This is a genomic window from Pseudomonas sp. LBUM1658 (genome assembly GCF_059716055.1).
This window is the reverse complement of sequence record NZ_CP166798.1, coordinates 119,150-134,452: the sequence shown is the minus strand read 5'-3', so window position 1 is coordinate 134,452 and position 15,303 is coordinate 119,150. Positions and strand designations below refer to the sequence as shown.

Annotated in this window: 11 protein-coding genes; 9 read left to right on the top strand and 2 right to left on the bottom strand. The window is 58.9% G+C overall.

Annotated features, from left to right (window positions below):
* Nucleotides 1-132 precede the first annotated feature (132 nt).
* Nucleotides 133-471, top strand: a complete 339-nt coding sequence (locus ACA064_RS00645) for a tryptophan synthase subunit beta (RefSeq protein ID WP_489358615.1) — start codon at nucleotides 133-135, stop codon at nucleotides 469-471.
* A gap of 234 nt (nucleotides 472-705) precedes the next feature.
* Here ACA064_RS00645 and lapD read toward each other — a convergent pair whose 3' ends face one another.
* Complete coding sequence (gene lapD / locus ACA064_RS00640) at nucleotides 706-2,652, bottom strand: cyclic di-GMP receptor LapD (RefSeq protein ID WP_497671660.1); 1,947 nt, start codon at nucleotides 2,650-2,652, stop codon at nucleotides 706-708.
* Nucleotides 2,653-2,666: 14 nt separating this feature from the next.
* Nucleotides 2,667-3,359: a cysteine protease LapG gene (gene lapG, locus ACA064_RS00635; RefSeq protein WP_497671659.1), complete on the bottom strand. Its 693-nt coding sequence runs from the start codon at nucleotides 3,357-3,359 to the stop codon at nucleotides 2,667-2,669.
* A gap of 267 nt (nucleotides 3,360-3,626) precedes the next feature.
* On the opposite strand from lapG, the gene ACA064_RS00630 reads away from it, so the two are divergent.
* From ACA064_RS00630 to ACA064_RS00595, 8 genes are all read left to right on the top strand, one after another.
* The gene (locus tag ACA064_RS00630; protein WP_497671658.1) at nucleotides 3,627-4,337 is read left to right on the top strand and encodes a GntR family transcriptional regulator; all 711 of its coding nucleotides are present in this window, start codon (nucleotides 3,627-3,629) and stop codon (nucleotides 4,335-4,337) included.
* A 792-nt stretch (nucleotides 4,338-5,129) separates the two neighbouring features.
* Nucleotides 5,130-5,906 carry a DUF3050 domain-containing protein gene (locus ACA064_RS00625; RefSeq protein WP_497671657.1) on the top strand — a complete coding sequence of 259 codons (777 nt, stop codon included), beginning with the start codon at nucleotides 5,130-5,132 and terminating at the stop codon, nucleotides 5,904-5,906.
* A complete protein-coding gene (locus ACA064_RS00620) occupies nucleotides 5,903-6,832 on the top strand; it encodes a diiron oxygenase (RefSeq protein ID WP_497671656.1) in 930 nt (309 codons plus the stop codon). The genes ACA064_RS00625 and ACA064_RS00620 overlap by 4 nt, the downstream gene beginning before the upstream one ends.
* A gap of 14 nt (nucleotides 6,833-6,846) precedes the next feature.
* Nucleotides 6,847-10,308 carry a non-ribosomal peptide synthetase gene (locus ACA064_RS00615; RefSeq protein WP_497671655.1) on the top strand — a complete coding sequence of 1,154 codons (3,462 nt, stop codon included), beginning with the start codon at nucleotides 6,847-6,849 and terminating at the stop codon, nucleotides 10,306-10,308.
* A gap of 32 nt (nucleotides 10,309-10,340) precedes the next feature.
* Nucleotides 10,341-10,808 (top strand): SRPBCC family protein, encoded by a 468-nt coding sequence (locus tag ACA064_RS00610; RefSeq protein ID WP_497671654.1) that lies wholly within the window; start codon nucleotides 10,341-10,343, stop codon nucleotides 10,806-10,808.
* 291 nt (nucleotides 10,809-11,099) lie between these two features.
* Nucleotides 11,100-11,600 (top strand): sigma-70 family RNA polymerase sigma factor, encoded by a 501-nt coding sequence (locus tag ACA064_RS00605; protein ID WP_497671653.1) that lies wholly within the window; start codon nucleotides 11,100-11,102, stop codon nucleotides 11,598-11,600.
* The gene (locus ACA064_RS00600; protein ID WP_497671652.1) at nucleotides 11,600-12,613 is read left to right on the top strand and encodes a FecR domain-containing protein; all 1,014 of its coding nucleotides are present in this window, start codon (nucleotides 11,600-11,602) and stop codon (nucleotides 12,611-12,613) included. The genes ACA064_RS00605 and ACA064_RS00600 overlap by 1 nt, the downstream gene beginning before the upstream one ends.
* Before the next feature lie 104 nt (nucleotides 12,614-12,717).
* Complete coding sequence (locus tag ACA064_RS00595) at nucleotides 12,718-15,231, top strand: TonB-dependent siderophore receptor (protein ID WP_497671651.1); 2,514 nt, start codon at nucleotides 12,718-12,720, stop codon at nucleotides 15,229-15,231.
* Nucleotides 15,232-15,303 lie beyond the last annotated feature (72 nt).

Below are 15,303 nucleotides of genomic sequence, written 5' to 3'. Positions count from 1 at the left end.
GAATACACCGGCCACCCCTCTTGGGCGGCCGGTGAGCGCTTCGTGACGATTTTCTCTTCCCACCGCATACTCGCACCCAGTTGGCCTATGCTGCTGACAGCATGACGCTGGTTCATACATGAGGGATTCTCAATGTTCTACGTGCAACGCGATGCTCAAGGTCAGTTGGTTCGCGTGGAAGCCGCCGCCTACGCCGAAGCGACGGAAACGCTCCCCGCCGACCACCATGAAATCCAGGCCTGGTACGCCAACGAAGCGGTGGAAACCAGCCTCAAGCAACTCAAGCAGAGCGACCTGGATATGATCCGGGTACTCGACGACCTGATTCAAGTGCTGACCAGCAAAGGGGTGATTCGTGTCACCGACCTGCCGCCGGCAGCCCAGGCCAAGCTGATGGACCGGACCCAGGCTCGTGAAGCCCTGGGTGGCTTGAGCCATCTGATCAATGATGAAGAGACGGGATTGATCTAACCCCCTATCTGTGGCGAGGGAGCTTGCTCCCGCCGGACTGCGCAGCAGTCCCAACCAGCCATCGAGCTTATAGATAGAAGTGGCGTTCACACCATCGTGGATTGACACAGATCCTGTAGGAGTGAGCTTGCTCGCGATGAACAGGAGAGCGCTGCGCTGATTCAGGCGCCCCGCGTTATCGTTGGCGACCATCGCGAGCAAGCTCGCTCCTACCGACAACACCTCTCCAAAGCCTCACTTCCAGGGCGCAGGCTCGCCGAACAGCTGGCCTTGCACGCCGTACAGGCCCATCTCGCGAATCACCAGCAGCTCGCCCTCGGTCTCTACTCGTTCGGCAATCAGCGGCAAATCGATGCTGTGGGCGGCACGCTGGATCGCTTCGATAAAAAGACGTTTATCACTCTCCTGATCAATAGCGCGAATATAGCTGCCGTCGATTTTCAGGTAGGCCAGCCCCAGCCGCGCCAGGTTGCCGATCATGCTGAATCGCCCACCAAAGCGTTGCAGGCTCAGAGAGAAACCGAGCTCATGCAAACGAAAGGTCAAGTGTTCCAGCACCGCTTGCTCCGGTAATTGCTCTTCACCGATTTCCAGAGTCAACCTTGGTCCGAGATCGGAGTGCTGACGCAGCAGATCGAAGACCCGGTTCAATGCCTGCGGATCAGCCAGGGTCGCGGCAGACAAGTTCAGCGCCAGCGACTCTTCATGGTCGGCCATCTGCGCCAGGACCAGCTCAAGCATCAAGCGATCCAGCCGCGCGGTCCAGCCGAAGCGCTCAAGCCACGGCAGGAAGCGCCCGGCCGGGATGGTCTGTCCTTGGTCGTCGAGCAAGCGCGACAGCACTTTATAGTGCAACACCAGCTGGGTGTCCTGGCTGGCCACCACAGGCTGGAAATACAGTTCAAAACGTTGCTGAGCCAGCGCCCGATCCAGCAAGGTGCGCCAGGCATGATGGTCGTCGCCGACGCTGGCCGCGGCGCTATGATCGAGGCAAATCCAGCTGGCCTCACCCTGGGATTCAGCCTGGGCCAGCGCCTGATCAGCAAGACCGAGCAAGGCTTGCGGCGAGTCCCCGTGGTTGAATGGCGCAAGCCCGATATAGGCCACCGGTGACACGTCCGAGGCGCCGGTCGCTTGCAGGCTGAGCAAGGTATTCTCCAGGCCCTGCGCCAGTTGCAAGGCTTCCTCACGAACCAGCCCCGGCGCCAGCACGGCGAATTCGCCACCGCGGATCCGCGTTACCAGATTCAGGGTTTCCGGGTATTTGGCGCACTCGCGCAGCAGTTGTTCACCGACCGCCTGCAACAGCTGATCGGTGCGTTGCCCGCCCAGGCGTTGATTCAATCCAGCCAGGTCCTTGACCCTCAGCAGCAACAGATAACCGGAACTCGCCTGCTCCGGATTGGTGACTCGGGCATTGAGTTGCATCTCGAAATAACGCCGATTGGCCAGGCCCGTCAGGTTGTCTTGATAAGACTCGACCCGCAGTTTTTCGCTGCGCTCAGCCTGTTCCTGGAACAACGCCTTGAGCTTCTCCACCATCTGGTTCATGGCCTGTACCACCCGCCGCAATTCCGGCGTGCGCGGCAGCTCGGGCAAGCTGAGGAATTCGCGGCGGGCGATGGCATGGGATTGCTTGACCATATAGTCCAGCGGCTTCAACTGCCGACGCAGCAACAGCGCCCCCAGCACCGCGCTCGCCGCACCACAGATCAATAGCCAACCCAGACTGCCCAGGGCGCTCTGCCAGAGTTTGGCCAATGCAAACATCGGATGGCTGACCACTTCGACCCGCGCCGCCTGTTCCCAGCCACGACTGACGAGAGCATCACCACCGGCGGCGTCCAGGCCAATCAATTTGACGAACCAGCCCGGCACGCTGTTAATTTCCGGAATGCCGCTACGCTCGACGAGGGTCTTGTCGGTCGCCAGGTCCACCACCCGAATGCTCGCGTAATAGCCGCTGTCGAAAATCGAACTGACCAATAGCTCGACCATCGCCGGGTCGTCGATATTCGGCGTCAGGGATAACGCCAGCGCCGTCGCGGCATCTTGCGCGTGGGAACGCAGTTGATTGACGTACTGAGCTCGCGAGCTTTCCAGACTGACCATGAAGCTGCCGCTGAAGGCGACCACCAGGAACAGACAGATAGCGATCAACAGTTGTTTAAACAGGGACATCTAAGCTCGTGCTCCTAGTTAGTCGTCTCGACTGGAAAACCTTCGGCCTGCATTTTTTTCAGTACATCCTGCCAACGCGACAAGCGCTTGGTATCACCGACTTTCTTGTTGCCCTTGGCCCCTGGCAGCCATAATCCTTCGGCATTGAAGGAGTAGACCGGCAGCAAGTCGGTTCGTTGACTGGCCGGTTTGATGGTATCGATCAGGCTGTCGAGGACCAGCGGCATGGCGTCCGGGTTCGAGTAATAGGTCAGCACCATGTGCGCGCGGTTCAAGCGCAAGGCCTTGACATAGGTAATCCGCAGTTTGTCGCTGGAGACCCCGAGACGGCGCAGGCTGAAGTACTTGGCAATGGCGTAGTCCTCACAATCACCTGCGCCCTTCCATAAGGCTTCAATCGGTGTCTCCCAGTAATCGACCTGATGCCACAGGTCGATGTCTTCTACGTAGCGCATGTGATTGTTGAAGAACTGATTAACCAATCTGAGCTGTTCCAGCTCGCCGACCTGGTTTTGCGAGGACAGCAATCGCTGCCAGGCATCGATTCTCTGCTGCCCCTCCCCCAAAGGACCGTACAATGAGCCGGCTCGACGACTGATCAGCGAAAAATCCCAATCGGCATGCAAACCACCCAGCAGGACGCCGGCCAGAAGCACCGCTGAACATATCCAGCGCAGGGTCCGAGGGAGAGCTAACCGTACCGCCAATGCGAGTCGTCCGTGAGGGGGCTGGAAATCGATTGATGGTGAAGGTTCGATAGGTAAAAGACAATGGCACCGTGCAATCACGGCTCGCCGGACGCGCTAGACTAAGGTGAATGCATAAGAGCTGTCGCAGGTTGTGATCCTGGCAGTCTCCCAGGCGCCGAAAGTCGGTTGTCATGAGAACATCAAGCGGTTTGACAAGTGACCGAGCAGTCACTAGTGTGCTTTGGATCCAATTCCCATCTATTTCACAAAGAGGGTAGCGTCGTCGTGACACAGAAGCCGAACCCTTTGAGCAGTATTCCGGTCAGCGGACCGATACCCGCCCATCTCGCGCGCTCAGTGATTGAAGAAACCTTGCGCTCGGCCATCCTCGATGGCCGCTTGCCATGTGGCACTGCCCTTCGTCAGCAAGACCTGGCCGATCTGTTTGGGGTGAGTCGCATGCCTGTGCGTGAAGCCTTGCGACAACTGGAAGCGCAGTCGTTGCTGCACGTGATCGCACACAAAGGTGCCGTCGTCGCGCCTTTGATCGAAGGCGATGCCGTCGAGACTTACGCCCTGCGCATCCTGCTGGAATCCGAAGCCCTGCGCCTCTCGATTCCCTTGCTTGAGCCTGGTGATTTTGCCCTGGCCGCACACTACATCGACGCCCTCGAAGCCGAAACCGATTACGCCGAGATGGGCGGGCTCAACCGCCTGTTCCACATGGCCCTGTACGGTAAGGCCACCAACCGCAGGCTATTGAGCCTGGTAGAAAACGGGCTGATCGAAGAAGAGCGTTTTCTGCGCTTCAACCTTGAGGCCATGGGCTTGGGGAAAATCTCCCAGGAGGACCATCGGCACCTGCTGCGAATGGCTGAAGAGCGGAACATCGAACAGTGTGTAAAAGCCCTTGAGAACCATCTCAACCGCGGGGTCGAAGTGATTACCCGTTATCTGAACGATACCGATCCTCTGGGCAAGAAAACACCGAAGTGAAGAACGTGGGGAGAGCTGATCAGCCCCACGGGGCCCGCTTGATCATCAACACTCACTTCGGACTGCTCAGCGAGTAATCTGCCCGCAAATCCTTCTTGCCCCCCTCCAGAAAGCACCTCGCTTCCGAACGCTGCACCCGCCAGAACCTGAGCACCAGCTCCCATTTCCAGTATTCAAAGCAGCTTCATTCCTGCACCAGTGATAGCAGTGCCATCCATTTGGGCTCACTCTTGAGTTTGCCAACTAAAAATGATCGAGCGGCGTGTATCTGCACTGTCCTCGCGCACTGGACGCACAGAAGGAGGCTTGCCACAGGAAGGAAGGACCGGGCTGTTACCGACCGCCTCCGACACCATCAAACAACTTCAACTCATCCATCAGAAAGTTGCTCCGAGTGAGGCATTCACTCATTTACTTTATTCTGACTTACATAAGCCGGAAGGACCAACTTCATCTCAATAAAACAGACTCCAATTGTTTTATTGGAACTTGTCGCGCCTGAAAAATCGCCTCTTGCAAATAATATAAAAAACACTTGCCCAACACTTATATCGTGTATTAATTTTTCCCCGCCGATATAAACTTGCCCAGCCAGTTCATCTCGGCACGCTCTGCATCACTGACAACTAACGTTGCAGCGCAATCTACAGCCAAGCCTACAGGCCATGGCGTACAAGGCGGTTAACCCTTGAACCTTATCAATACCAACTTGAGGCACTCGTTCGCCCGCTGAAAAGTTAACCAGGCTTCCCGCCACTTAAAAACCCGCTATCAGAAGTTAGAGGCCATACCATGAAAACAAACAAAGAACTGCTTCAACTTAAAAAAGCAGAATTAAGTGTCCACCCGATCTTTTCCGAAATCAACTCGCTGCCGATACTCCAGCGGTTTATGGAAACCCATGTGTTCGCTGTGTGGGATTTCATGTCGCTGACCAAACGCCTGCAACAGGAACTGACCTGCGTAAAGTTGCCGTGGCTTGCGCCGCAGGACCCTCAGGCGGCTCGACTGATCAATGAAATTGTCCTGGGTGAAGAGTCGGATAATCGAGTCGAACACGGTCATTACAGCCATTACGAGCTGTACCTGGATGCAATGCGCGAAGTCGGCGCCCGCACCGCGGTGATCGAACGCTTCGTGGCGCTGCAACGCGAAGGCGTGAACTACGACACTGCCCTGCAAAGCGTAGAGGTTGATCCGGCCGCGGCGAATTTCGTCCGGCATACCCTGCACACGGCGCTGCATGCTCCGGCACACAGCGTCGCCGCAGCATTTCTGCACGGTCGCGAAAGCGTCATCCCGCAGATGTTTCAGCGCCTCCTCGACGATTGGGGCATTGGCATCGAACAGGCGCCGACCTTTCGTTATTACCTGGAACGACATATCGAAGTCGATTCCGAAGACCATGGCCCGGCCGCGGAAAAACTCCTCGCACGACTGGTCGATGGCGACCCGCAACGTGAAGAGGAGGTTTACTCCACCGCCATCGAGGCTGTGCAAAGCCGCATCGCATTGTGGGATGGCTTGCGCCTGAGCATGGCTGAAACCATCGCCGAGGTGAGCGTATGAACGCCGCCGACTACCAATCCTTCGCCGAGTCCTGGGAAAGCCGGGCAACCATCCGCACCCGCCCACGGCGCATGGTCGAGAACGACGACAAGCTGATCTATCCCCTGAGTCGCCAGCCCCTGGTGCTGGGCGAAAGTTTTTTGCGCGAGTGCCCCGAACAGCGGGATTTTGCCCTGGTGCAGACGCTCTACAAATTCATCAACGACGTGGTGATTTTCGAAACCGAGATAGTCAATAAAACCGCGCGCAGCATTGCCAAGAATCGCTTCGCGGTGCCCTTCCCTTTCGCCTGTCGCTACGACGCCATGACCGTGGTGGTGGATGAGGACTACCACGCGCTGGTGGCCATGGACTTCATGCAACAGACCATCGCCATGACCGGCATCACGCCGATCGAATTGCCCCGCGAAATCGAACTGAGCCGGGCAATTCCAGCGGCACTGACACTGGCCCCGGAACACCTGCGCGCCGCCGTGGAGCTGATCTGCGTGGCGATTGCCGAGAACACGGTGACCAACGACGTCGCGGCATTCGCCAAGGACGACACGGTCAAGCAATCGATCAAAGGAATGATGGCCGACCACCTGCTGGACGAAGGCCGACACTCGGTTTTCTGGGCAAGGCTGGTGCGGATCTACTGGCATGGCGCAAGCGAAACCGATCGGCACAGCATTGCGCAGATCCTGCCGGTGTTCATCGCCCACTACCTGACCAACGACATCCAGAAGGCTTTCGACTTTCAGTTGATCGAGCACTTGCAGCTCAGTGATGCCGCAAGGCTGGCACTCAAGAGTGAAGTCTGCGGGCTGGCCTTCCCGATCAATCGCCATCACCCACTGGTCGCCAACATCGTGCGGTTTTTGCGCAGCAGTTCGTTGCTGGATTCGCCATGCGTCCAGCACGCCCTTAGCGCCTACCTGGTCTGACCGAGGAGAACATCATGAGACGGCTCGACATTCTACTCATAGGCCAGAGTCAGGCGTTGAACGACCTGGCGCTGGAACTGGAACAACATGGCCACTCACTTGCCCGCCTGACGGACAGTCGGGCCCTCAACCAACAACCGGTCAGCAGCGCCGACCTGCTGATCGACGACGGCAGCCTGACAATTTCGGCCCAGCGTCTGCGGGATTTTGGCGACTGCGTACGGCTGAGTTTGCGATTGGCCGCAGGACCATTAAGCGAATACGGCTTACCGCAATTCGAAGTGCTCTGCGGGTACGAATCCGGCGACGAACAGCGGCTGATTGCCCGATTGTCGGTGGCTGATGAACCTTCAGGCAACGGCCAGACACTGCGTATGCGGGTAGTGACCGAGTTGGTGGACGCTGTGGCGGTGATGGTCAGTCGCTTCTCCCGCGATGCCGATTACTTCCTGCATGCCGAGTCCGCCGAACCTTGCCCCCAGGAACATCAGGAAAACTTGCTGCTGCTGGAGCGGCTGTCTTACGCGCATCGGTTCAATCTCACCCATCAACCGCAGTTGCTGCTAATCGCGCAAACCCCAACGATCGAAAGGCTTGAACAAAGCCTCAAGGCATTCGCCGGCCGACCTGCACTGAACATCGCCGGCACGTCCATCAGCTATGGCGATTTGCACGCCCAAAGCCTGGCGATCCAGCAGCGACTGCGGCCGCTACTGGAACAACGCAGGGCTGTCGACGGGCCTCTGGTGGTGGGTATTTGCCTGCCGAAATCCAGCGCGCTTTATGCAGGTATTCTGGCGATTCTCGGCAGCGGCGCGGTGTATCTGCCACTCGAGCCGGGCCATCCACTGCAGCGCCAGCAGTACATCCTGGAAAATGCCGGAGCGCGGCTGTTGCTTCACGATGGCCTGCACCCGCTCAGCACCGAGATGCCGGGATTGGACATCAGCCGCATCGAGGCCTGCGACGCAGATCTCTCGCTACCGCTGATGAGTCAAAGACCCGCTTGTGATGCGCCATGCATGGCGCTATATACCTCCGGCACCACCGGCCATCCCAAGGGTGTGTTGCTGAGCCAGCGCAATCTGGCCCATTTCACTGCCTGGTACGCCGACTATGTGCAGCTGACCGAGCACAGTCGGGTGTTGCAGTTTTCGTCCTTGAGCTTCGACTCATCGCTGATCGATATCTTCCCGACGCTAGTCCAGGGCGCCGAATTGATCGTCCCCAGCAACGACGAGCGCCGTGACCCACTGCAACTGGTGGAGTTGATCCGCCGTCAGCGTCTGAGCCACGGATTTCTGCCACCGGCACTGCTGAGCATTTTGCCCCTCGACCAGCCGTTGGGGCTCAAGCATGTGATGACTGGCGGCGACGTCTGCGAACCCTACGTGATCGAGCGCCTGACCCGACAATGCCGGCTGTACAACCTCTATGGTCCGACGGAAGCCACGGTGCTGATCACCGCGCGACAACTGCAGGCTGGCGACAGCAACCGCACCCTGGGTGCGCCGATCGCCAACAGCCAGGTGCTGATTCTCGATGAAGCCTTGCAGCCGGTTGCCGAGCACACCGTGGGTGAGCTGTACATCGTCGGGCCCGGGGTCTGCCTGGGCTATTTGAATAACCCGCGGCAGACCGCTGAACGTTATCTCGACTTGCCATTGCCCGACGGCCAAAGCCTGCGCGCCTATCGCACCGGCGATATGGCGAAGTGGACGGCCGACGGCATTGAGCTCTGCGGCCGGCGAGATAATCAGGTGAAGATTCGCGGCTTCCGGGTCGAGCCGGAGGAAATCGAACACTGCCTTCGTGATAGTCAATTGTTCCGTCAGGTCGCGGTGGTCATCGACAGCAATCGACGAATTCTGGCCTTTCTCGCCCAACCCCAGGAAGACCAGCCGGGCAGCGCTCGCGAAGCGTTGAAAGCGCACGCACTACAGTTTCTGCCGGACTATATGCAGCCAGTTGCCTGGACCGAACTGGCGAACATGCCTTACGCCAGCAACGGCAAAGTGGATCGCAAAGCCTTGCTGGAACTGCCGGTCAGTTTCCTTGAAAACCATCCGCGTCGATTACCCGAAACAGCCGACGAAGCGCAGTTGCTGGAGCTGTGGGCCGAGTTACTGGAGTTGCCGTCCAGCGATATTTCCACCGACGAAAGCTTCTTCAATCTCGGCGGCCACTCGATTCTCCTGTCACGAATGCTCCTGGGTTTGCGCCAACAATTCGGACGCAGTATCTCGATCAACCGCTTCATCGAAGTGCCGACCATCGCCAGGCTGGCGACGCTGGTCAGCGGTAACAGCAGCGAAGAAGTGCTCAGCGAAAAGGCCATGGCCGACGCCTTCCGCAAACTGGATATACAAGCCTTGCCGGTCAGCCGGATGGGGGATGTGCACAAGGTGATCGTCACTGGCGCCAACAGCTTTGTCGGCGTGCACATTGTCGAGGCGCTGCTGGCCTGGGGCGCGACCGAAGTCGCGTGCCTGGTACGCGACGGTGCCGGGCAATCGGCCGCCCAGCGCTTTGCCCAGTCCTTGCGCGAAAACCGCCTGGAGCATCTGGACCTGAGCCGGGTGCGGGTTTACGCGGCCGATATCACCCAGCCCGAGCTGGGGCTTGCACCTGAGGTGTACGAACGGCTCGACCGGGAGTTCGGCGCCTTGGTGCACAACGCCGCCAACGTCAATCACGTCATGGATTACCAGTCATTGGCCGCGGATAACGTCGAGCCGATTTTCGAGTGCCTGCGCTTGTGCGAAGGACGCAGCAAGAAGGTCTTCAACTTCGTCTCCACCCTATCGGCCTCCAGCACTATCGATGCCGATGGCCGGGTTCTCGAACAACCTGCCGCACTGACTCCGCCGATTTACATCAAGAACGGCTACAACCTGTCCAAGTGGGTCGGCGAACGGATTCTCGAGCGTGCTCGCGAGCGTGGGGTCCGGGTCAATCTCTATCGACCGGGCAACATCAGCTTCAACAGCCTCACGGGCGTCTGCCAACCGCACAAGAATCGCTTGATGCTGATGCTCAAGGGCTCGATTCAACTGGGCCAAGTGCCGGAGTTCAGCCTGAATTTCGACTTGATGCCGGTGGACTTTCTTGCCCGCTTTATCGCCTTCCACGCCAGCCGCTATCACCCGGAACAGGCAGTGTTCAATCTGCATAACCCCGAGCCGCTGAGCTGGGACGCTTATGTGGCGTCCTTTCGCGAGGCCGGCCGCGAGTTCTGCATGGTCAGCGTTGCCGACTGGCAACAGCAACTGAGCCGGGTCGACAGCGAGAACGCATTGTTCGGCGTGCTCGGTTTCTACCTCAACGGCTTCGAGGAAGACATCGGCGACATCTCGATGATCGGCCACGACAACGCCCTGGCCGGCGTCCGGCTGATGGGCGCGCACTACCCGCAAAAGTCCCCCGCGCTGTTGCGCAAGGGCTGCGACTACCTGAAAGAAATTGATTTCATCTGATTCATCAAACCCCTATCAAACTGGAGCACACCATGACCACTCTGCAACCCGACACCCTGATCAAAAACCCCCATGGCTGCCACGTTGTGTCCTCGGTCGAGGTTCCCGCCGCTGCACCGCGTGTGTGGGAGGTGGTCGGCAACTTCGCCGGCTTCGATCAATTCATCCCCGCACTGTCGCACATCGAGATGACCGGCGAAGGCGTGTCCTCGCTGCGCAAGAAATTCTTCAAGGACGGCAATCGGGTAGTCGAGCAACTCAACTCGCGGGATGATCAGGCCATGAGCATGACCTGGACGACGATCTACAACACCCTGGGGGTCGCCAACCTGTGGGCCGCCATGACTGTCGAGCCGCTGGATGTGGACAAGTCCCGAGCGACCTGGACCATCATCGCCGAACCGGCCCAGGGCGGTGCCGAGGCCTTGCCGGGGTTCAAGGATTTTGTTCAGGGCTTTGCCGATGACTCGATGAACAATGTGCTCAAGCTGTTTGTGTAAGGTTCGAATTCATCGGTGATAGACACTCCGCAATTGCGAGCAAGCTCGCTCCCACACGGGACCTGCGCCGACCACACTTTTGTGGTCGGTGCAAAACCCTGTGGGAGCGAGCTTGCTCGCGATGAACGATAACGCGGTTCCGCATATCCACCCAGAAACCTGTCGCACGGCGTACTGAAGCGGATAAAGCACGATAGTGATACCGACTGACCGAACGGTGGTTGCAAAATCCACGAAGCCTGAATGACAATGCGACTAATTATCATTTATGACGTTCGGGCTGCCGTATTCATGCCATCTTCTGATTTTGCAGTGCAGGCGCTCTACAGCAATCATCACGGCTGGCTGAACACCTGGCTGCGCTGCCGGCTGGGCAATGCCGCCGATGCCGCGGATCTGGCCCAGGACACCTTTGTCCGTTTGCTGCAACGAACCGAACGTCTAGAACTGAAAGCCCCGCGGGCCTTTCTGCGCACGATTGCCCGCGGCCTGGTGATCGACCACTGGCGCCGTGAGGAAATCGAGCGTGCCTACCTGGAATCCATCGCCCATCTACCCGAAGCGCAAACCCCAAGTGCCGAGGCCCGCGCGCTGGTGCTGGAACTGTTGGAAAGCATCGCGCGGATGCTCGAAGGTTTGAAACCAAAGGTGCGCAAGGCATTCCTGCTGGCGCAATGCGAAGGCCTGACCCACAAGCAGATTGCCGAACAGATGGGGCTGTCCTTGCGCTCGGTCGAGCGCTATGTCGCCGATGCGCTGTATCACTGTTACCTGCTGCGTTATGAATCGTGATGCCTGTGGATAACGCTTCGATGAACCTGCGGGCCCAGAGCAATCCGCACCCTCAGGTGGTCAAACAAGCCATCCATTGGCTGCTGCGACTGCGCAATAACGCCACCCCCGGGTTGCGCCAACAATGCGAAACCTGGCGTGCGGCGCATCATGAGCACGAACTGGCCTGGCAACGGGTGCAGTCGCTGCAACACGAACTGAGCAGCAACCTGCGCGCGGTGCCAGGGGCTCATGTGGCGCTGGACACCCTGGAGAACAGCGCGCAACGCTTAGGCCGACGCCAGACCTTGAAGTTGCTGTCCGCAGCGTTGCTTATGGGCTCGGCCGCCTGGGTGGGCAAGGATCTGGCGGTCTGGCAACAATGGAGCGCCGACTTCGCCACCGCCATGGGCGAACATCGCGGCTTTCAACTCCCGGATGGCTCGCGCCTTGAGCTCAATACCGATAGCGCAGCCGACCTGGACTTCACCACGCAGCAGCGACTGATCAAGCTTACCCGCGGCGAAATCATGGTGAGTTGCGGGACCGATCGCCAGGCCGCGAACGGTCGCCCTCTATTGGTCCAGAGCCGACACGGCCTTTTCGAAGGCCTCGACGCGCGCTTTGTGGTCAGACAGGACAGCGACTGCACCCGACTGAGCGTCACCGCCGGTAGCGTCGCAATCCTCTCGCCGCATCGGGCGGATGGCTTGTCTTCGCAAGTGCACGCGGGGCAAAGCTATCTGATCGACCATTCGCAAGCCAGGCTGGCCGCGCCGCTGGACATGGACGTGGGGGCCTGGGCGGAGGGCTTGATCGTCACGCGCAATATGCGCCTGGCCGACTTCCTCGAGGAGGTGGGACGTTATCGGCACGGCTATCTGGGCTGCGCGCAGCAGATTGCCGACTTGCGCCTGTCCGGGGTTTTCCGCCTGGAAGACACCGAAACATTGCTGGCCATCCTCCCGCAAACTCTGCCGATACAGCTGCGCTACCGCACCCGTTGGTGGGTGACGCTGGAGCGTCAGGTCTGATTTCTTTTGTGCCCGCCGATTTATTTTGGCGGGTTTTCCCTGTGAGTCCGGCTTGGTCAGTAAGCACTTCAATTTGCCTTCAGCGACTTCCACGGAAACCCATAATGACTGTTCGCGCCACCCGCCAGAGCCCCTTCGTTTTATCCCCGGACGCTTCCTCCAATACGCCTCTTGGTAAAGCCGTCCGAGCCGCGCTGCTCTGCACCGCACTGGGCGTCAGTGCCCTGCCCGCATTCGCTCAAGCAGCCGATACGCAAGCCTTCGCCACGAGCCGCAGCTACAGCATTGCCGGCGGTTCGCTGAGCGATGTGCTCAATCAGTTCGCGCGCCAGGCAGGCATCACCCTGTCGACGACACCGGAGCAGACCCAGGGTCGCCAGTCTCCGGGATTGCAGGGCGAATATTCGGCGGATCAAGCTTTAAGCCATTTGCTCAGCGGTTCGGGTTTGCAAGCCATCAGCCAGGATGGCAGCAGCTATGTGCTGCGGCCGTTGCCCGAGAGCGAGGCGCTGGCGTTGCCAACCACTGACATCAGGGGCTTTGCGCTGGGTAATGCCCTGGGCAGCATGGCGGGCTACAACGCTACCCACAGCCAGGTCGCCACCAAGACCAGTACCGCGTTGCTGGAAACCTCGCAAAGCGTGTCGGTGGTGACCCGCGAGCAAATGGATGATCAGGGATCGCAAACCGTGTCCCAGGCCATGCGCTACACCCCCGGAGTCCTGACCAATCCCTATGGCGCCACCCATCGCTATGACTACGTGGCGATGCGCGGCTTCAACGATGGCTCGGTGGACAACATCTACCTCGACGGCCTGAAGTCCATGGGTGACAGCGGCACCTACAGCACCATGCAGGTCGACCCGTACTTCCTCGAAAGGATCGATATTCTCAAGGGCCCCTCCTCGGTGCTCTATGGCCGCAGTTCGCCCGGTGGCCTGGTCGCCCTCACCAGCAAGAAGCCGCTGTATGAGCCCTACCATCAGATCCAGGCCACGGTAGGCACCCAAGGCCAACGTGGCATGAGTTTCGATTTCAGCGGCCCTGTGGATGATGACAAGCGCGTTGCCTGGCGCCTGACGGGACTGGCGGACCAATCCGACACCCAATTCGATCACACCGAGGAAAAACGCTACGCCCTGGCACCGACGGTCAGCATCGACTTCACCGATGACACCTCCCTGACCCTGCAAGCCTATCTGCAACACGATCCCGACGGCGGTTACCACGGCGGCATGCCGGCCGACGGCGCGCTGCACAAACGCAATGGCCAGCGTATCTCCGAGAACTTCTTCGAAGGTGAGCCAGGGGTAGATAGTTTCAAACGTGACCAGCAGTCGGTTGGCTATCAATTCGAACATCGCTTCAACGATGTGTTTACTGCCCGACAGAACTTCCGCTACCTGGACTCCAAAGTGAAGATCGATCAGGTCTACGCCTATGGCTGGACCACGCCAACCAGCAATGAACTCAATCGCTACTACACCGGTGGCGACGAAAAGCTGCATGCCTTCATTGTCGATAACATGCTGCAGGCCGAGTTCTTCACCGGCGCAACCAAGCACACGGTACTGATGGGTGCCGACTATCAACGACGCAAGACGGTGGTGGACTGGGCCAGCGGTGGGCTGGCACCGATCGATGCGTTCAATCCGGTATATGGCAACTCGGACATCAGTTACTACAGTCCCACCAGCTATGTGCGGCGTCTCGAACAGACCGGTGTTTACCTGCAAGACCTGATCGAAATGGACAAATGGCGCTTCTCCCTTGGCCTGCGCCAGGATTGGGTCGAAACCTCTGACGAGAATCGCCTGGCCGAATTCAATCGGCCCGAGGGCACCGAAATCAGTGACAACCGCACCAAGCTGACCGGACGCGCCGGCGCGCTGTACCTGTTCGATAATGGTGTGGCGCCTTACATCAGCTATTCCGAGTCGTTCAACCCGAACTCCTATTCAGACGCCGCTGGCAACCCTCTGGCCCCTACCGATGGCACCCAATGGGAAGTCGGCCTGAAGTATCAGCCACCGGGCACCGAGAATCTGTTTACCGCTTCGCTGTTCCGTATCGATCAGGAAAACCTGGCAACCAAACTGCCGCAGGAAAACTTCTATCGAGGCATTGGCGCCGTTCGCTCCCAGGGCCTGGAGCTGGAAGCGCACATGCAGTGGACCGATAACCTGAAAGTGCTGGGCAGCTATACCTTCACCGACATCGAGTTCTCGAAGTCGATGATCAGCACCCTGAGCGCCGCCAGCGACGTTATCGAGAACAAGGGCAATTCGCCGACGCAGGCCCCGCGGCATATGGCTTCGGTTTGGGCCGACTATAAGTTCGACAGCGCAGCACTGGATGGTCTGCGGGTTGGTGGCGGTGTGCGTTATGTCGGCTACAGCTGGGCCGATGCGGAAAACACCATGAAGGTGCCCTCCTACACCCTGTTCGATGCCTCGGTGGGTTATGACTTGGGCAAGGTCGGCTTGAAGGGTGTTGATGTTCGCCTCAATGCCAACAACCTGACCAACGAATCCTATATCGCCTCCTGTGCGAGCCTGGACTTCTGCTACATGGGCGAAGAACGCAACGTCGCCGCAACGGTGAGCTACCAGTTCTAATCATTGGTCACTCCCCACAGAGCCAGCACCTGAAACCAGGGGCTGGCTTTGTCGTTTCTACGGGAAAATTTC

Coding starts and splice junctions, on each gene's coding strand:
- ACA064_RS00595 (WP_497671651.1), top strand. CDS start 12,718: ATGACTGTTCGCGCCACCCGCCAGAGCCCCTTCGTTTTATCCCCGGAC.
- ACA064_RS00625 (WP_497671657.1), top strand. CDS start 5,130: ATGAAAACAAACAAAGAACTGCTTCAACTTAAAAAAGCAGAATTAAGT.
- lapD (WP_497671660.1), bottom strand. CDS start 2,652: ATGTCCCTGTTTAAACAACTGTTGATCGCTATCTGTCTGTTCCTGGTG.
- ACA064_RS00615 (WP_497671655.1), top strand. CDS start 6,847: ATGAGACGGCTCGACATTCTACTCATAGGCCAGAGTCAGGCGTTGAAC.
- ACA064_RS00620 (WP_497671656.1), top strand. CDS start 5,903: ATGAACGCCGCCGACTACCAATCCTTCGCCGAGTCCTGGGAAAGCCGG.
- ACA064_RS00605 (WP_497671653.1), top strand. CDS start 11,100: ATGCCATCTTCTGATTTTGCAGTGCAGGCGCTCTACAGCAATCATCAC.
- ACA064_RS00600 (WP_497671652.1), top strand. CDS start 11,600: ATGCCTGTGGATAACGCTTCGATGAACCTGCGGGCCCAGAGCAATCCG.
- ACA064_RS00645 (WP_489358615.1), top strand. CDS start 133: ATGTTCTACGTGCAACGCGATGCTCAAGGTCAGTTGGTTCGCGTGGAA.
- ACA064_RS00610 (WP_497671654.1), top strand. CDS start 10,341: ATGACCACTCTGCAACCCGACACCCTGATCAAAAACCCCCATGGCTGC.